The 16,015-nt window shown below is 67.4% G+C and carries 17 protein-coding genes; 9 read left to right on the top strand and 8 right to left on the bottom strand.

The genetic code is table 11. The features are described 5' to 3' along the window. Window positions 1-108: 108 nt before the first annotated feature. Window positions 109-867, top strand: a complete 759-nt coding sequence (locus AC3D24_RS04015) for a FadR/GntR family transcriptional regulator (protein ID WP_489028415.1) — start codon at window positions 109-111, stop codon at window positions 865-867. Window positions 868-879: 12 nt separating this feature from the next. Here the strand turns inward: AC3D24_RS04015 and AC3D24_RS04010 are convergent, their stop codons facing one another. After that, window positions 880-2,154 (bottom strand): arsenic transporter, encoded by a 1,275-nt coding sequence (locus AC3D24_RS04010; RefSeq protein WP_489028413.1) that lies wholly within the window; start codon window positions 2,152-2,154, stop codon window positions 880-882. A gap of 253 nt (window positions 2,155-2,407) precedes the next feature. On the opposite strand from AC3D24_RS04010, the gene AC3D24_RS04005 reads away from it, so the two are divergent. Together AC3D24_RS04005 and AC3D24_RS04000 are read left to right on the top strand one after the other, a co-directional pair. Further along, window positions 2,408-3,709: an MFS transporter gene (locus AC3D24_RS04005; RefSeq protein ID WP_489028411.1), complete on the top strand. Its 1,302-nt coding sequence runs from the start codon at window positions 2,408-2,410 to the stop codon at window positions 3,707-3,709. Window positions 3,710-3,830: 121 nt separating this feature from the next. After that, window positions 3,831-4,331, top strand: coding sequence for a gluconokinase (locus AC3D24_RS04000; RefSeq protein ID WP_489028409.1), 501 nt, complete (start codon window positions 3,831-3,833; stop codon window positions 4,329-4,331). A gap of 8 nt (window positions 4,332-4,339) precedes the next feature. Here the strand turns inward: AC3D24_RS04000 and AC3D24_RS03995 are convergent, their stop codons facing one another. Further along, window positions 4,340-5,683, bottom strand: a complete 1,344-nt coding sequence (locus AC3D24_RS03995) for a GntP family permease (protein WP_489028407.1) — start codon at window positions 5,681-5,683, stop codon at window positions 4,340-4,342. A 136-nt stretch (window positions 5,684-5,819) separates the two neighbouring features. Continuing rightward, a complete protein-coding gene (locus AC3D24_RS03990; RefSeq protein ID WP_489028405.1) occupies window positions 5,820-6,701 on the bottom strand; it encodes an aldo/keto reductase family oxidoreductase in 882 nt (293 codons plus the stop codon). Window positions 6,702-6,790: 89 nt separating this feature from the next. On the opposite strand from AC3D24_RS03990, the gene AC3D24_RS03985 reads away from it, so the two are divergent. After that, the gene (locus AC3D24_RS03985; protein ID WP_489028403.1) at window positions 6,791-7,702 is read left to right on the top strand and encodes a LysR family transcriptional regulator; all 912 of its coding nucleotides are present in this window, start codon (window positions 6,791-6,793) and stop codon (window positions 7,700-7,702) included. Here the strand turns inward: AC3D24_RS03985 and AC3D24_RS03980 are convergent. Next, window positions 7,677-8,777, bottom strand: a complete 1,101-nt coding sequence (locus AC3D24_RS03980; protein WP_489028401.1) for a metallophosphoesterase — start codon at window positions 8,775-8,777, stop codon at window positions 7,677-7,679. The genes AC3D24_RS03985 and AC3D24_RS03980 overlap by 26 nt on opposite strands. A 90-nt stretch (window positions 8,778-8,867) precedes the next feature. Further along, entirely contained in the window at window positions 8,868-9,749 is an 882-nt protein-coding gene (locus AC3D24_RS03975) for a LysR family transcriptional regulator (RefSeq protein WP_489028399.1), read from the bottom strand. Window positions 9,750-9,827: 78 nt separating this feature from the next. Between AC3D24_RS03975 and AC3D24_RS03970 the strand changes: the two genes are divergently transcribed. The 3 genes from AC3D24_RS03970 to AC3D24_RS03960 all read left to right on the top strand — a co-directional run bounded on the left by AC3D24_RS03970 (window position 9,828) and on the right by AC3D24_RS03960 (window position 12,133). Next, complete coding sequence (locus AC3D24_RS03970; protein ID WP_489028397.1) at window positions 9,828-11,003, top strand: MFS transporter; 1,176 nt, start codon at window positions 9,828-9,830, stop codon at window positions 11,001-11,003. A 79-nt stretch (window positions 11,004-11,082) separates the two neighbouring features. After that, window positions 11,083-11,859 (top strand): SDR family NAD(P)-dependent oxidoreductase, encoded by a 777-nt coding sequence (locus tag AC3D24_RS03965; RefSeq protein WP_489028395.1) that lies wholly within the window; start codon window positions 11,083-11,085, stop codon window positions 11,857-11,859. Window positions 11,860-11,875: 16 nt separating this feature from the next. Then, window positions 11,876-12,133, top strand: a complete 258-nt coding sequence (locus tag AC3D24_RS03960) for a hypothetical protein (RefSeq protein ID WP_489028393.1) — start codon at window positions 11,876-11,878, stop codon at window positions 12,131-12,133. Between the two features lie 84 nt (window positions 12,134-12,217). Here AC3D24_RS03960 and AC3D24_RS03955 read toward each other — a convergent pair whose 3' ends face one another. After that, complete coding sequence (locus AC3D24_RS03955; protein ID WP_489028391.1) at window positions 12,218-12,643, bottom strand: organic hydroperoxide resistance protein; 426 nt, start codon at window positions 12,641-12,643, stop codon at window positions 12,218-12,220. Window positions 12,644-12,760: 117 nt separating this feature from the next. Between AC3D24_RS03955 and AC3D24_RS03950 the strand changes: the two genes are divergently transcribed. After that, complete coding sequence (locus AC3D24_RS03950) at window positions 12,761-13,210, top strand: MarR family winged helix-turn-helix transcriptional regulator (RefSeq protein WP_489028389.1); 450 nt, start codon at window positions 12,761-12,763, stop codon at window positions 13,208-13,210. A gap of 100 nt (window positions 13,211-13,310) precedes the next feature. After that, a complete protein-coding gene (locus tag AC3D24_RS03945) occupies window positions 13,311-14,333 on the top strand; it encodes an oxidoreductase (RefSeq protein ID WP_489028387.1) in 1,023 nt (340 codons plus the stop codon). 9 nt (window positions 14,334-14,342) lie between these two features. Here AC3D24_RS03945 and AC3D24_RS03940 read toward each other — a convergent pair whose 3' ends face one another. Beyond that, window positions 14,343-14,870, bottom strand: a complete 528-nt coding sequence (locus AC3D24_RS03940; RefSeq protein WP_489028385.1) for a cytochrome b — start codon at window positions 14,868-14,870, stop codon at window positions 14,343-14,345. After that, window positions 14,867-15,985 carry a catalase family peroxidase gene (locus AC3D24_RS03935; protein WP_489028383.1) on the bottom strand — a complete coding sequence of 373 codons (1,119 nt, stop codon included), beginning with the start codon at window positions 15,983-15,985 and terminating at the stop codon, window positions 14,867-14,869. Before AC3D24_RS03935 ends, AC3D24_RS03940 begins: the two co-directional genes overlap by 4 nt. Window positions 15,986-16,015 lie beyond the last annotated feature (30 nt).

Raw genomic sequence — 16,015 nt, 5'->3', positions numbered from 1 at the left:
CCAAATACGCAGTTTCTACTCCTACATTTGCGGGATGCCGCTGTTTGGTGATCTTTATCGTTCCTTGATCGAAGTTCGACTGTTACGTCTCCGGCAGGGAGTGGCGCTATGACGAAGATCGAAGCGATTGAGGATGCTAGCGGCGATGCGTCGGCGCCGCGGACACCGCGGGGTACGGGGCGGCGGTTGCACGGGGCGGTCGCGCATAAACTCGGCACGGCGATCTTGTCGGGGGAATATGTTCCCGGCGACACGCTGTCCGGCGAAGTCGAGTTTTCCAAGACGCTCGACGTCTCGCGCAGCGCCTATCGCGAGGCTGTGCAGGTGCTGACCGCGAAGGGCCTGGTCGAGAGCCGGCCGAAGATCGGCACGCGCGTACTGCCGCGCAGCCGGTGGAACCTGCTCGATCCCGACGTGCTCGCCTGGGCATTCGCGGGCGAGCCCGATGTCGGCCTGATCCGCAGCCTGTTCGAACTGCGCGGCGTCGTCGAGCCGGCCGCGGCCGCGTTCGCCGCACAGCGTCGCGAGCGCGCCGACCTGAAAATCATGAAGGACGCGCTGGCGGCAATGCGTCGGCATACGCTGGCAACCGAAGCCGGCCGCGCCGCCGATCGCGATTTCCACAACGCGATCCTTCACGCGACCCGCAACGACGCCCTGGTCGTGCTGAGCGCGAGCATCGGCGCCGCGGTCAGCTGGACGACGCAGTTCAAGCAGCGCGCCCGCGCCCTGCCCCGGAATCCGATCCCCGACCATGTCCGCGTGTACGATGCGATCGCGGCGGGCGACGCGACCGGTGCGAGCGACGCCATGCGCGCGTTGGTCGATCTCGCGCTGGAGGATACGCAACTGTCAATGGAGCGCTGACCGCCAATCCGGTCAGCCGATCAGCAACCTCGCCCCGAGCGCAGCTGCGAGCGCGGGCGGCATCACCACGGCGCCGACCTTCAGGAACCGCCAGAAGCCGACATCCTCACCCTCGCGGCGGATCGCGGTGAGCCACAAGATGGTGGCAAGCGAACCGGTGATCGACAGATTGGGCCCCAGGTCGACGCCGATCAGCAGACCATCGGTGACGATCTGCGGCACATGCGCCTGTTGCAGCGTGGTGCTCGCGATGAGTCCGGCGGGCAGGTTGTTCATCAGGTTCGATCCGAACGCCAGCGTCGTGCCCGCGATACCGGCGGTCAGCGCGGGTGCCTGCGCCGCACCGGCTGACAGCCACCGGGCCAGCATCCCGATGACGCCGGTGCTGGCAAGCGCCTCGACCAGCACGAACAGACCGGCGACCAACGGCAACACCGCCCAGGATACCGATCGTACCGTCTCGACCGGCGACGTGCGCCTGCCGATACTGATGGCGACGATCGTCGCGCCCCCCGCCAGGCAGGTCGGCAGGCCGAGGTCATACCCCTCGGCCGACGCGACGATCAGCAGCACGGCAGTCGAGACGATGCCGCCGAGCGCGATCTTTCCGCCGAGCGGCAAGGCGCCCGTCTCGATGGCCGTCTCGACCACCGTTTCGCACCGCCCGCTCAGGCGATCGCGTTCGACCCAGCGCAACGCGCCGAACGTCACCACGATCGAGAGTAGCGAGGGCAACGCGAACGACGCCATCCATGCCCCGAGCGACGGCATCGCTCCACCGTACAGCACGAGGTTGGCGGGGTTCGAGATTGGCAGCACGAAGCTCGCGGCGTTGGCGATCAGCGCACAGGCGAACAGCATCGGCAACGGATCCGCCTTCGCCTTCTTCGCCGCGGCATAAACGGCCGGCGTCAGCACCACCGCCGTGGCGTCGTTCGACAGGAAGACCGTCACGACGATACCCACGCCGAAGACGAGCGCGAACAGCCGGCTGGTCGAGCCCTTCGCCAGCGTCACCGCATGGCCCGCGACCCAGTCGAACAGCCCTTCCGCACGCGCCGCCTCGGACAGCAGCATCATCCCGATCAGGAACAGATAGACGTCGCCGCCCTTCAGCACCGCATTCCAGGCGCCGAGCGGCGAGATCAACCCCAGCAGCACCAGCAACGCAGCGCCGCCGACCGCCCAAACCGCTTCGGGCAGTTTGAACGGACGCACGATCACGCATGCGGTCGCAGCGAGGCAGATCGCCCAGATTCCATATCTAGCAAGAATTTCGGCGGGCATCGGGCGGTTGGTATCCATGGCCGGAAGGGTGGCGAAAGCATCGGCGTGAGCCGCGCTGACAGCGATGCGGAGCCACTGTCGTTCCGTGACATTTACGTTATGTTTTCAAGCTTAACGAAACCGTTCAGTTTCGGTTTACGGTCTGAGATCATGGGCAAATCTTGGAATTGCCTAAATTTTTCGACGACGGAAACTTTGCATGACGCCGCAGCTTTAGCGGTCAGTCCGTCACACTCTTTCCAGGAATCGATCCATGGCCGCGCCGACCAAGACGGGACAGACCAAGACGGGACAAACCAGGACGGGACAAACCAGGACGGGCAACCGGACGCTCGACGCCCTCAACTTCTTCCTCGCCGACGTCCGCGACGGTCTGGGTCCCTATCTGGCGATCTACCTAGTCGCGGTGCGCGGGCCTGCGCATGGCTGGAACGAGGCCACCGTCGGCGTCATCCTGACGATCGCGGGGATCGTCGGACTGCTGTCGCAGACGCCCGCCGGCAGCCTGATCGATCGCAGCAAGAACAAGCCGCGGATCGTGATGATCGCGGCGCTGCTCGTGACGCTGAGCAGCATCTCGCTGCCGATCGTCTCCGGGTTCACCGCGGTCGCCGTGACCCAGTCGATCGCCGCGATTGCCGGCGCGGTGTTCGCACCGGCGATCTCGGCGATCACGCTGGGGCTGGTCGGGCCGAAGCTGTTCACCAAGCGGGTCGGCCGCAACGAAGCGTTCAACCACGCCGGCAACGCGGTATCCGCCGCGCTGGCCGGCGTTCTCGCCTGGAAGTTCGGTCCGGTCGTCGTCTTCTGGCTGATGGCTGCGCTGACCGTCGCCAGCATCGTCACCGCGTCGCGGATCGACAATGGCGAGATCGACAACGCGGTCGCGCGCGGGCTCGACTGCGAACCGGACGAGGATTGCGAGGAACCGAGCGGGTGGAAGACGCTGATCGAGAACAAGCCGCTGATGATCTTCGCGGTCACCGCCTTCCTGTTCCACCTCGCCAACGCGGCGATGCTGACCTCGGTCAGCCAGTTGCTCGCGCGGACCGTCGGCAAGGATCAGGCGACCTCGCTGACCGCGGCATGCATCGTCGCCGCGCAGCTGGTGATGGTGCCGGTCGCGATCGTCGTCGGTCGCAACGCCGATCGGTGGGGGACCAAGCCGCTGTTCCTCGTCGCGTTCGCCTTCCTTGCCGCGCGCGGTGCGCTGTACACCGTGTCGGACGATCCGTGGTGGCTGGTCGGCGTGCAGGCGCTGGACGGCGTCGGCGCCGGCATCTTCGGCGCGCTGTTCCCGGTCGTGATCGCCGACCTGACCAGGGGTACCGGCCGCTTCAACGTCAGCCAGGGCGCGGTGGCGAGCGCGCAGGGGCTCGGTGCGGCACTGTCGGCGACGCTGGCCGGCGCGATCATCGTCTGGGCCGGCTACACGACGAGCTTCCTCACGCTCGCCGCGATTGCAGGCGCCGGACTCGCGCTGTATTTCGTCGCCATGCCCGAGACGAAGGACTCAGAGGCGGAAACCGGCGAGCGCGAGGCGGCAACCGCCTGATCGTGCTACGCAAGCTGGCCAGGCGTCGACAGGGACGCTCGACAAGCGAGGAAATGTGCAGTCAGACCCGAGCATTACAACGGTTTCTTCGCTCAAATTGAGACCATGCGCGATCGTCGTCATGGGGGTGAGCGGTAGCGGCAAATCGACGCTGGGCACCACGCTGGCCGCAACCGCCGGTTGCCGCTTCCTCGAAGGCGACAGTTTTCACGACGCGCACGCGGTCGCCAAGATGAGCGCGGGCGAGGCGTTGGACGATGCGGACCGCTGGCCCTGGCTCGACCGGGTCGGCGCGGCGATCGGTGCCGCGGTCGACGCCGACGGGCTCGCGGTCGCCGCCTGTTCCGCCCTCAAGCACAGCTACCGCGTGCGATTGTCGCGTGCCGCAAGCGTACCGCTGCTGTTCGTGCTGCTCGACACCGATCCGACCGAGCTCTCCCGCCGGCTCGTGCATCGCCGCGACCATTACATGCCGCCGAGCCTGCTCGACAGCCAGCTGGCGACACTGGAACGCCCGACCCCGGACGAATGCGCGCTCATTCTCGATGCGCAGGCGTCGCCGGCGACTCTGTCGGCCATGACCTGGGCCTGGGTCGATTCGGTCATGCCTGCGGAATCGTAATAGCGGCATCACCCGACGACGTAGCTCACCGCGATCACCAGCAGCAGCCCGACCACGGAGATCGCGGTTTCGAGCAGCGACCACGTCCGGAACGTGTCCTGCGTACTGGTGCCGAGATACCCCTTCACCAGCCAGAAGCCGGGATCGTTGACGTGGCTGAAGAACACCGATCCCGATCCGATCGCCAGCACCACCAGTTCTGGCGAAGCGCCCGTCGCGGCAACGACGCCGGGCATCACGCCGACCGCGGTGATCGTCGCGACGGTCGCGGAGCCGGTCGCGATCCGGATCGCCACCGCGATCAGCCAGCCGAGCAGCAACGGTGAAATCGCCTGCAACGATGCCAGCCGTGCCAGCAGGTCCGACAGGCCGGCACTGACCAGCACCTGTTTCAGCGCGCCGCCTGCCCCGATCGCGAGCAGGATCGCGCCCGCCGACCGCATCGTATCGGTCCACACAGCCTCCTGGATCGCCGCCTCGCGCAGCCGCCGGCCGAACAGCAGCGGCAGCGCGATCAGGTTGGTGAGCAGCAACGCCAGCACCGGATTGCTTGCGGCGGTCAGCCACGGCGATCCGCTGGCGCCCGGCACCACCTGGCCAAGCTCGCCCGACGCGATCAACAGCACCGGCAGCAGCACCACGAACAGCGCCGCGCTGAGGCTGGGCGGTGTGACCTGCACGCTTGGCGCCTCGATCACCGGCGTCGTGAGCCGCACACCGCGCGCGGTCAGCAACGCCAGCGCCGGTCCCGCCAGCGCGGCGGTCGGGATCGCGATCAGGATGCCGTAGATCATCGTCTTGCCGAGATCCGCGCCGAGCGCGTTGACCGCGAGCAACGGCCCCGGATGCGGCGGGACCAGCGCATGCACCACCGACAGGCCGGCAAGCGCCGGCAGCATCAGCCGCAGTTTCGCGCGATCCTTGCCCTCGCCCTCGGGGAGCGACGCCGCCGCCGCCGCAACGATCGGCAGCAGCAGGACGAGGCCCGTTTCGAAGAACAACGGCAGGCCGATGACGATCGCGATCGCCATGCTGGCCCAAGGTGCGGCGCGCGGCCCGGTCAACCTGAGCCCGGTCTGCGCGAGCGCCGCGGCGCCGCCCGACAATTGCAGCATCGCGCCGAGCGACAGGCCGAGCGCCACCACCAGCCCCGTGCCGCCGAGGATATCGCCGACCCCCTTCTGCACCGCCTTCGCGGTATCGCCGAGCGGCAGGCCGGCGACCAGCCCGACCGCGAACGCACCGCATAACAGGCCGATGAAGGGATGAAGCCGCCCCTTTACGATCAGCCCCACCGCAAGCGCGATCCCGAACAGCGCGGCGGCGACGAGACGAAAGTCGGCCGGGGTCATCGGGTCTTCACGCGCATGCCTATCCTCCGATCGCGGCGTCGACTTCGTTCCGGTCGCCGGCCTGGGCGTGTTCTCTAGGACAGGTTCGCGAACGAACCCAGGCGAAACGTCCGCCCCTCGCCGACGCAGGCATGCCTCAGTCGGCCGAACGCGCCCCGGCAATGCCATCCAGCGCAGCGACTGCATCCCGCGAAAGCACGAGCGAGACCGCCGCCAGATTTTCCTGCAGATGCCCAACCGACGAAGTCCCCGGGATAAGCAGGATATTCGGCGCGCGCTGCAACAGCCAGGCCAGCGCGACCTGCATCGGCGTCGCATTCAGTTCGTTAGCCACCTCGGACAGCGTCGCCGATTGCAGCGGACTGAAGCCTCCCAGCGGGAAGAACGGGACATACGCGATGCCGTCCTTCTCGAGCGTATCGATCAGCGCGTCGTCGTCGCGGTGCGCGAGATTATACTGGTTCTGCACGCAGACGATCTCGGCGATGCCGCGCCCTTCCTCCACCTGCCGCGGGGTGACGTTGCTCAGGCCGATATGACGCACCAGCCCCTGCCGCTGGAGGTTGGCGAGGACCTTCACCTGCTCGCCGATCGCACCTTCGGCAGGCCCGTGAACACCGAACATGATCCGCAGATTGACCACGTCGAGCGTTTCCAATCCGAGATTGCGGAGATTGTCGTCGACCGCGCGTGCGAGATCGTCCGCGCCGAACGCCGGCAGCCACGATCCGTCCTCGCCGCGTCTCGCGCCGATCTTCGTGACGATCGTCAGGTCGTCTGCATAAGGCGACAGCGCCTCGCGGATGATCCGGTTGGTGACGTGCGGACCGTAGAAGTCGCTGGTGTCGATGTGATCCACGCCTGCTGCCACTGCCGCGCGAAGGACCGCGACCGCGCCGTCATGGTCGCGCGGCGGCCCGAAGACACCGGGCCCGGCAAGTTGCATAGCCCCGTAGCCAAGTCGCTTCACGGTCCAGTCGCCGAGGGAATAAGTACCGGCTTGATCGATCATGTGCATGCCCGTCTCCTTGATGTCCCCCAGATAGACCTTGCGCATCGCGTCGATAATCCACCACTATCCGCACGGGCTGTGCGGGATACCGAACAATGAGCGTCGATCTTGCCGACTTGAATGCGTTCCTCGCGGTGGCCCGTGCACGGGGCTTTCGCGATGCCGCGCGGATCGGTGGTGTCAGTCCCTCGACCTTGAGCGAGGCGGTACGCCGGCTCGAGACACGGCTCGGCGTCCGCCTGCTTCACCGCACCACGCGCAGCGTCGCGCCGACCGAGGCCGGCGCGCGGCTGCTCGAACGGCTGTCGCCCGCGCTCGACGAAGTGGAGGCGGCGCTCGCCACGGTGAACGGCTTCCGCGATCGTCCGGCGGGCAAGCTGCGCCTCAACGTGCCGGTCAGCGCCGCGCGGCTGGTGTTGCCCGCGATCCTGCCGGACTTCCTCGCCGCCTATCCCGAAATCCAGCTGGAAATCGTCGCGGACGACAGCTTCGTCGACGTGCTGGCCTCGGGGTGCGACGCGGGCATCCGGTATGACGAGCGGCTGGAGCAGGACATGATCGCGGTGCCGATCGGTCCGCGGATCCAGCGTTTTGCGACCGCCGCCTCGCCTACCTATCTCGATCGTCACGGCCGCCCAGCGCATCCCGGCGACCTGCTCGCGCATGCCTGCCTGCGCGGCCGGTTCGCGAGCGGTGCGCTGACCACGCCGTGGGAGTTCGAGCGCGAGGGCGAGATCGTGCGCGTCGAACCGCAGGGGCCGCTGGTGGTCAGCGTCGGCGGGGGGATCGATCTCGCGGTCGACATGGCGGTCGCGGGGGTCGGGATCGTCACGCTGTTCGAAGACTGGCTCGGGCCCCATCTCGCGAGCGGCGCGCTGGAGCCGGTGCTGGAGGACTGGTGGCAGCCTTTCTCCGGACCGTTCCTCTATTATTCGGGTCGCCGCCTCGTCCCGCCCCCGCTCCGCGCGTTCCTCGACTTCATCAAGGCGCTACCCGGCGAAGCGTGATCCGCGTGATCTCGGATGGTCGACCGAGACGGAGCGCGAAGCCCGGCCACAAAGCCGTGCCGTTGCTCACGTACAGCGTCATCCCGTCGACATCGTAGCGCCGCGATACGAACCCGCCATTGGCCGGCGCGACCAGCCGGTCGAGCCCCGCGATCATGCCGCCATGGGTGTGGCCGGACAGCTGAAGCGCCACGCCGTGGGCGGCTGCACTGCGTGCCGCTCTCGGCTGATGATCGAGCAGGATGACGGGCGCGCCGGGGGGGGCGTTTGCAAGCGCCGCAGTCAGGTCGGGACCGGGTTTGCCGGCACCGGGCGCCGAAAGATCCGTGACGCCTGCGATCACCAGCTTTGCATCGCCGCGAGCGAGCACCGCATGGGCGTTGGGCAGCATCCGCATGCCCAGCGCGCCCAAATGCCGCATCCAGTCGTCGTAATCGAAGAAATATTCGTGGTTGCCGGGGATCGCATACACCCCGTCCGGCGCATGCAGATCGCGGAGCGGTTCGACGTCGGCACGGCGCATCGCGACCGATCCGTCGATGAAGTCGCCGGTGACGACGATCAGGTCGGCCCCCGCCCCGTTCGCCCGCGCGACCATCTTGCGTGCCCAGCCGGCTGGAAACAGGCGGCTGATGTGGAGGTCGGTAAGCTGCAGCACCTTATACCCGTCATAGGCCGGCGGCAGGTCTCGGATAGCGACCTCGACATCCACGACCGGCGGTACGCGCACGGCATTGGCCACGCCGATGGCCGCGAGCAGGGCTGCGAGACCGGCCGCGCCATACCGTACGCCATCGGGTACGTGGATCATGCTTCGCCGGGCCAGCATCGTCGCCAACGTCCCGAGATCGAGCATGATCTGCAGGACGGCGAGCAACAGGATCGCACCGAACGCCCAGTTGAACAGGATCACGATCGCGCGCGGGAATTCAGGCGCGAACACCGACCCGGACGAGAGCCGGCTCCAGAAATGATATTGCGCGGCCACCATCAGCAGGATCGCCAGGCCGCCCTTCGCCCAGAACGGCAGCGCCAAGGGCAGCAGCCAGCGGATGATGACGAGCAGGCACGGCATCGCGAAAATAAGGCTAAAGATCGTCTGTCTCCATTCGGTCGCCCAATCGCGCGCGGCCCCCCTTGCAGCGGTTTGCGCGGTAAAGCGAACCTAGCCGACCATACCGCGCGCCGTGAGTTCGTCGAGCAACACCTGAACGCGCTGCGGCAGCGTATCGGACCGGCCGACATAGATCGCGTGGAACGGTTCGCTGGCGACCGGCAGGCCTGGCAGGAGTCGAACCAGCCGCCCGGTCGCCAGATCGTCGCGAATGGTGAAGCCGGCCAGGCGCGCGGGCGCCACGCCCGCGAGCGCTAGGTGCCGTATGCCCTCGCCGTCGTTGACCTGGACCCGGTCGGTATCCTGCCGCGACGGTCGCAGCCAGTTGCCGGCAGCGCGCGGGTAGGAAAAGCCGAGGCGAGCGTGCGCGGCAAGATCCTCGGGTGTGGCGGGCAAGCCGTGCCGGTCGATCCAGGACGGCGCGGCAACGACGATCAACGGCGTTTCTCCCAGCGATCGCGCGATCAGGGTGGAATCCACCAGCGGCCCGGCGCGGATCGCGAGGTCGGTACGATCGGCGACGAGGTCGCTGATCGCGTCGCTCTGGACGATATCGATCGCGATCTCCGAATAGCGCGCCAGGAAATCCGGCAGGATCGGCGCGAGAACATGTGCGACATAGGACGCGCTACTCGCGATCCGCACGCGACCGGCGGGCAGTCGCGCGCCGCCCGCCTCGCGTTCCGCCGCGTCGATCTCGGACAGGATCGTTGCCGCCCTCGCATGAAAAGCTTCACCCTCGGCGGTCAGCGCCAGTCGTCGCGTCGATCGCCGGAGCAGCCGCGTGCCGAGCCGAGCCTCCAGCCTCGCGACCAATTTGCTCACCGCCGACGGGCTCAACCCCAGCGCTCGCGCCGCACCCGAGAAATCGCCGGCTTCGACGACCCGGACGAAGACCGCCATCTCAGCCGCACGATTGGGTTCCTTGGCCATGACTGTTCCCAGGCTTCACAGATGATGTTCCGCGGCTCCGTCTAATTCATCGATGCCATCGATGCCATAACTATGAACATGACCCGCTCCCGCCCCCCGCTTGCGCTGCTCGCGCTCACCGCCGGTGCCTTTGGCATCGGTGTCACCGAATTCGTCATCATGGGATTGCTGCTCGACGTCGGCGCGGACCTGCACGTCTCGACCAGCGCCGCTGGCCTGTTGATCTCCGGCTATGCGCTGGGAGTCGTCGTCGGTGCGCCGATCCTGACGGTCGCCACCGCACGCTGGCCGCGCAAGCAGGTGCTGCTCGCGCTGATGGCGATCTTCGTGGTCGGCAACATCGCCTGTGCGATCGCGCCCACCTATGGCCTGTTGATGGCGGCGCGGGTCGTCGCGGCACTCGCGCACGGGACGTTCTTCGGCGTCGGATCGGTCGTCGCGACGCAGCTCGTACCGCCTGAGAAAAAGGCGTCGGCGATCGCGATCATGTTCACCGGGTTGACCGTCGCCAACATCCTCGGCGTGCCGATGGGCACATGGCTCGGCCAGCAAGCCGGCTGGCGCGCGACCTTCTGGGCAGTGTCGGTGATCGGCGTCGTCGCGTTCGCGGTGATCGCCGCCGCGGTGCCGGCCGACCGAGAGCCGCCCGCCGAAGCCGACTGGCGCCGCGACCTCCGCATGTTGGGGCAGCGACCGGTCTTGCTTGGGCTGGCAACGACGGTGCTTGGCTATGCCGGCGTCTTCGCGGTGTTCACCTATATCGCGCCGCTGCTGATCGAGCGCACGGGCTTTGCTGCCAGCGCAATCTCGCCGATCCTGCTGCTGTTCGGAGCCGGGCTGGTGCTCGGCAACCTCACCGGCGGTCGCGTCGCCGACAAGGCACTGGTGCCGGCGGTATTCGCCAGCCTGATCGCGTTGCTCGTCGTACTGCTGGTAATGGGTCCGCTGCTCGCCACCAAGGCAGGCGCCCTCGTTGCCGTCGCCGCGCTCGGCTTTGCCGCGTTCGCGACCGTCGCGCCGTTGCAGCTATGGGTGATGTCGAACGCGCGCGGCGCAGGCGAAAGTCTCGCGTCGAGCGTCAACATCGCCGCGTTCAACCTCGGCAACGCGATCGGCGCGTGGATCGGCGGCGTCGCGCTCGCCCGGATCGGGCTCGGCGCGATCACCTGGACCGCCGCCTTGTTTCCCCTGGCGGCGATAGCCATCGCCTTCGTCGCCATCCGTGGCCGACGACCGCACGCCGTCCCCGCCTGACGTTCCCTCTTCCCGCGCATCGGAAACAAAGCCGTAGCCGATGCGCTTCCCCTTCGACTTTCTTTCAGGACAGCAAACAATGATCATCGATCTCACCGGCAAGACCGCGCTCGTCACCGGCTCCACGGAAGGCATCGGCTTCGGCATCGCACAAGGCCTCGCCAATGCAGGCGCCACCATCATCGTCAACGGGCGCACGCAGGCCAAGGTCGACGCCGCGGTCGCACGGCTGGGCGGCAGCGCCCGCGGCGTCGCCGCCGATCTCGGCAATGCCGAAGGGCATGACGCGCTGGTCGCCGCCGAGCCGCATGCCGATATCGTCGTCAGCAATCTCGGCATCTTCCAGCCCGCCGATTTCTTCGACGTCGACGACGCGACCTGGGATCGGCACTGGCAGGTGAACGTCATGGCCGGCGTGCGCCTCGCGCGGGCGTATCTGCCCGGCATGGCGGCGAACGGCTGGGGACGCTTCCTGATGCTGTCGTCGGAGTCGGGCATCAACATCCCGGTCGAGATGATCCACTACGGCGTCAGCAAGACCGCCGACATCGCGCTCGCCCGCGGTCTCGCCAAGCGGATGGCCGGCACCGGCGTCACGGTGAACTCGGTGTTGCCCGGCCCGACGCTGTCGGAGGGTGTCCAGGCGATGCTGGAAACCGAACGCGCCAAGACCGGCAAGCCGATCGAGGAGGTCGCCGCCGCATTCGTACAGGAGCATCGCTCGGGTTCGCTCATCCAGCGCGCCGCGACGGTCGAGGAGGTCGCGAACCTCGTCGTCTTCCTCGCCTCGCCGCTCGCGTCGGCGACCACGGGGGCGGCGATGCGTGTCGATGGCGGCATCATCGACACGTTGTAACGGCACGGGTAACCGGATGGACGCGTTCCTCGCCGCGCTCGACCGAGTCCCGATCGGCTACAGCGAAGGCCGGTATGATGGCCGCCGCTGGGGCGTGACGCTGGACGTATCCGCAGACCGTCGGCGGAACTGGCTTTGGGGCGAGGAACTTGGCGGGCCGGGTCGCGTGAGCTTCAACCTCTACCGGCTGACGAACGATCGACCGGCACTTCGCCCCTGCGAGATGCCGGTCGAGACGGTGATCGCCTTCGTGCTCGGCTACCAGGCGGCGTGAAGACTTCGGGCCGTCCGGGAACGCCGCGGTCCACGGGGGACTGGCGCGTCGCGGCGGATGGACGACCCATCCGCCGCACCATGGTCATGCCAGCGTAAGGCCGACGTCGACATTGCCGCGCGTCGCGTTGGAATACGGGCAGATCTGGTGCGCCGCATCGACCAGCTGCTGCGCCTGATCGCGATCGAGGCCCGGCAGCGTTACCGTCAGGTCGGTGGTGATGCCGAACCCGCCGGCCGCACGCGGACCGATCCCGACGATCGCGGAGACCGCAGCATCATCAGGGACCTTCATCTTCAGCTGCTGGCCGGCCACCTTGAGCGCGCCGATGAAGCATGCGGAATAGCCCGCTGCGAACAGCTGCTCGGGATTGCTGCCGTCGCCGCCTGCGCCGCCCAGTTCCTTGGGCGTCGACAAGGCGACGTCGAACCGACCGTCCTCGGAGCGGGCATGACCATCGCGACCACCGGTTGCAGTGGCCTTGGTGCTGTACTTCACGTCGATCGACATACCGAATGGTCCTTTTAGTTATCGCGATAAACGTTCTAGAGTCGGCCGCGGATGATGTCCAGAGACATTTGCCGCGATAATGGTTTTCGTGGTACGCGCCGCGCGAAGGAGTGTTGCGTGACCCATCCCCTGCCTCTCGACGAGCAGCTCTGCTTCTCACTTTACGCCGCGACGATCGCGATCAATCGCGCGTACAAGCCGATGCTCGACCGGCTCGGTATTACCTATCCGCAGTTCCTCGTGCTCCAAACGCTGAACGAGGCGGAGGACGGCCGATCGATCGGTGCGATCGCCGAACGTCTCGCGCTCGAGCCCAGCACGATCACCCCGCTCGCCAAGCGGCTCGAGACAGCGGGTCTCGTCACCCGGATCCGCAACCCGGCCGACGAACGCCAGGTTCGCGTGCGACTGACCGAAGAGGGAAAGACGCGCTGGGCCGAAACCGGCTGTCTCGGGCCGATAATCGTCGAGCGCAGCGGCATGACGTTCGATCGGCTGGCGGCGCTGAACGCCGAAGTCGCGGCACTGCGCCGCGCGCTCGTCGGCAACCCCGGACTGTCTCAATGACTACGGCGCTGCTCTACGCGGCGCTGCCTGCCGGGCTGACAGCGGGCGGCCGCGTGATGGCTGGCCGTCGGACGACGAGCAACGAACGACAGGAGCAGAGATGATCGACACGCAGACGATCGGGGTCGGATTGATCGGCTATGGCCTGGGCGGACGCGCCTTCCACGCGCCCTATGTCGGGGCGACGCCCGGGATGGCCTTGCGCGCCGTCGTGTCACGCGATCCCGCGAAGGTGCACGCGGACCTGCCGGACATGCGCGTCGTGCCCAGCGTCGAGGCGCTGCTGGTCGATCCCGGCATCGACCTGGTCATCGTCTCCAGCCCCGACGGACTGCACGCGGATCACGCGATCGCCGCGCTGGAGGCGGGCAAGCACGTCCTGATCGACAAGCCGTTCGCCACCTCGCTGGTCGACGCCCGCCGGGTGATGGCGGCAAACACGACGGAGCGCATCCTTGCCGTGTTTCACAATCGGCGCTGGGATGCCGATTTCCGCACGCTTCGCCGGTTGATAGCGGAAGGTCGGCTGGGCGAGATCGTCCAGTTCGAGAGTCATTTCGATCGCTGGAGGCCTGTCCCCGCAGAGACCTGGAAAGAGGCCCGCGACGGCGGCTCGTGGCTCGATCTGGGACCGCATTTGGTCGATCAGGCGCTCGTCCTGTTCGGCCGCCCGATCGCGATTACCGCGGACATCGCGACATTGCGCGCCGGTGCGGTCGCGCCCGATTACTTCCACGTCGTACTCCGCTATCCGGACCGACGCGTCATCCTGCATTCGAGCAAGCTGGCCGCCGCGCACGACTTGCGCTTCGTCGTGCACGGCACGCGCGGCAGCTGGATCAAGCATGGCATCGATCCGCAGGAGGCGGCGACCGTTGCCGGTCGCGCGCCCGGTGGCGAAGACTGGGGCCACGATCCGACCGAGGGCCTGCTCACGATCGGCGATACGGTCGAGACCCTGCCGAACGACCGCGGCGATTACCGGCTGTTCTGGCAGGCCCTGGCCGCAGCGATCCGGGGTGAGGGCCCGAACCCCGTACCCGCGACCGAGGCCATCCAGGTCATGGACATACTCGACGCCGGTCTCCGCAGCGCCGCCGAACGCCGGGAGATCGCGCTCTGATCCCGCCGCTCAGGTCATGCTCTGCAGGACATGATCCCGGCGGACGAACCCGTGGAACAGCGCGGCACCGAGATGCGCTAGAAACGTCGCGAACAAGGTGATCGCCAGGATCGTGTGCGCGGTCCGCAGCACCGCGAACATCGCCAGATCATGCGGCAGGATCGCCGGCAGGTGCAACGTGCCGAAGACGACGATCGGATACCCACCCGCCGACAGCATCGCCCAGCCGATCAGCGGCAACGCGAACATCAGCACGTACAGCACGTAATGCGACGCCTTCGCCATGAACGCCTGCCAGTTCGGCAAGTCGCGCGGCAGCGGCGGCGGCGGGTTGAACAGCCGGTTGATCAACCGGACCGCGACCAGCGCGAGGATGACGATGCCGATCGTCTTGTGGATCGACAGCAGCTCGAAATAGCGCGGCGACGTGGTGCTCACCATGCCGATGCCGATGAACAACATCGCGAGGATCAGCACCGCCATGCTCCAGTGCAGGAGGCGCGACAGCAGCGGGAAACGCTCGGTGGAACGGGTCATGGGCGTGGTCCTGCGGACTGGTCAGCGACTGCACTGGGCGGCTTGGGTTCCCCGGCACGGCGCCGGAACGATGTCGCGTACACCGCCGATCGCGCGAACGGGATCGGATCGTCAGACGGTGCGATGCCCGGCGGCAGGATCAGCGGGTCGAAGTTGATGTCCTGGCAATTCCCGGTCGCCTCGCTCTCGACATGGTCGATCACGAGTTCGCCCAGATCGACGGTCTGGCGATCGGCCGGCCAGATTTCGGTCGCGCGGTTGGGATCGCCGGGCTTGGCGATAGTCGCGACCAGCCGCCACTTGATCGGGCCATGCGACACGCGCGCGAGCACGTCTTCGAACATGTAGTTCGCCGAGCGTCCCTTGCGATCGTCCGGCGACAGCGTCGTGAACGGCTCCTCTGCGCGCATCGACCAGCGGACCAGACGCCGCGTGCCGTCGGGCGCCACGAAGACGAACCCGTTGACGCTGTTATAGGTGTCGTTGGCGAACCCCGCCGCCAGCGGCTTGGCCTTCATCCGCGCCATGAAAGCGGCGGATTCGGGGTGCTTGGCAAGATACGCCGCCATCCGCGCCGGATCGGGCTTGCCGGTCTTCGGATCGGGAGTCGACGCGACCACGTTTTCGTAGAACGCCTCCGCCGTCGCTACGTGCAGACCGGGGGTATCGTTCATGCCCGTCCGCCATTCGCCGCCACCGCCGGTCGGCTGGAGCCGCAATGCCATACTGCGGACGCCGACCGCAGGATCCTTCGCATAGGGATCGGGTGTCCCCTCGGCAAAGCGACCGGTGACCGGTACCGCGCCACCCGCAAACACCTCGGCGCGCGATACGGCGCGCGCGGCGGCGCTGCCGGTAAAGGTCCCGGCGATGCAGATGCCTTTCGCATGCGCGCGGCGGAACCCCGCATGTGCGCCGCCACCGGTCGTCTCGATCGCATCGGCGACCCGCTCCGAACTGAGCCTATCGGGGGTAAGGAAGCCGCCGACATAGACGAACCCGCCGACCGTCGCGGCGAGCACCACACCGATCACCGCGGCCGATACCGGATGGCGACGCAGATGACCGAGCGTCGTCTCGGTAGGGGCATCGGGAGAGTCGTCGGGTCGTATCATGGCGTTCTCCGAATGCCCGTCGCCGTGAAC

The organism is Sphingomonas sp. SL1004 (assembly GCF_057815015.1).
This window is presented reverse-complemented; position numbering and strand designations above follow the sequence as displayed.

What these genes read in the sequence shown, in the direction of transcription:
- AC3D24_RS03935 (WP_489028383.1), bottom strand. Translation starts at nt 15,985, where the DNA reads ATGATACGACCCGACGACTCTCCCGATGCCCCTACCGAGACGACGCTC.
- AC3D24_RS04005 (WP_489028411.1), top strand. Translation starts at nt 2,408, where the DNA reads ATGGCCGCGCCGACCAAGACGGGACAGACCAAGACGGGACAAACCAGG.
- AC3D24_RS03975 (WP_489028399.1), bottom strand. Translation starts at nt 9,749, where the DNA reads ATGGCCAAGGAACCCAATCGTGCGGCTGAGATGGCGGTCTTCGTCCGG.
- AC3D24_RS03980 (WP_489028401.1), bottom strand. Translation starts at nt 8,777, where the DNA reads ATGCCGTGCCTGCTCGTCATCATCCGCTGGCTGCTGCCCTTGGCGCTG.
- AC3D24_RS03940 (WP_489028385.1), bottom strand. Translation starts at nt 14,870, where the DNA reads ATGACCCGTTCCACCGAGCGTTTCCCGCTGCTGTCGCGCCTCCTGCAC.
- AC3D24_RS03970 (WP_489028397.1), top strand. Translation starts at nt 9,828, where the DNA reads ATGACCCGCTCCCGCCCCCCGCTTGCGCTGCTCGCGCTCACCGCCGGT.
- AC3D24_RS04000 (WP_489028409.1), top strand. Translation starts at nt 3,831, where the DNA reads ATGGGGGTGAGCGGTAGCGGCAAATCGACGCTGGGCACCACGCTGGCC.
- AC3D24_RS04015 (WP_489028415.1), top strand. Translation starts at nt 109, where the DNA reads ATGACGAAGATCGAAGCGATTGAGGATGCTAGCGGCGATGCGTCGGCG.
- AC3D24_RS03955 (WP_489028391.1), bottom strand. Translation starts at nt 12,643, where the DNA reads ATGTCGATCGACGTGAAGTACAGCACCAAGGCCACTGCAACCGGTGGT.
- AC3D24_RS03960 (WP_489028393.1), top strand. Translation starts at nt 11,876, where the DNA reads ATGGACGCGTTCCTCGCCGCGCTCGACCGAGTCCCGATCGGCTACAGC.
- AC3D24_RS03985 (WP_489028403.1), top strand. Translation starts at nt 6,791, where the DNA reads ATGAGCGTCGATCTTGCCGACTTGAATGCGTTCCTCGCGGTGGCCCGT.
- AC3D24_RS03995 (WP_489028407.1), bottom strand. Translation starts at nt 5,683, where the DNA reads ATGACCCCGGCCGACTTTCGTCTCGTCGCCGCCGCGCTGTTCGGGATC.
- AC3D24_RS03990 (WP_489028405.1), bottom strand. Translation starts at nt 6,701, where the DNA reads ATGCACATGATCGATCAAGCCGGTACTTATTCCCTCGGCGACTGGACC.
- AC3D24_RS03965 (WP_489028395.1), top strand. Translation starts at nt 11,083, where the DNA reads ATGATCATCGATCTCACCGGCAAGACCGCGCTCGTCACCGGCTCCACG.
- AC3D24_RS03945 (WP_489028387.1), top strand. Translation starts at nt 13,311, where the DNA reads ATGATCGACACGCAGACGATCGGGGTCGGATTGATCGGCTATGGCCTG.
- AC3D24_RS04010 (WP_489028413.1), bottom strand. Translation starts at nt 2,154, where the DNA reads ATGCCCGCCGAAATTCTTGCTAGATATGGAATCTGGGCGATCTGCCTC.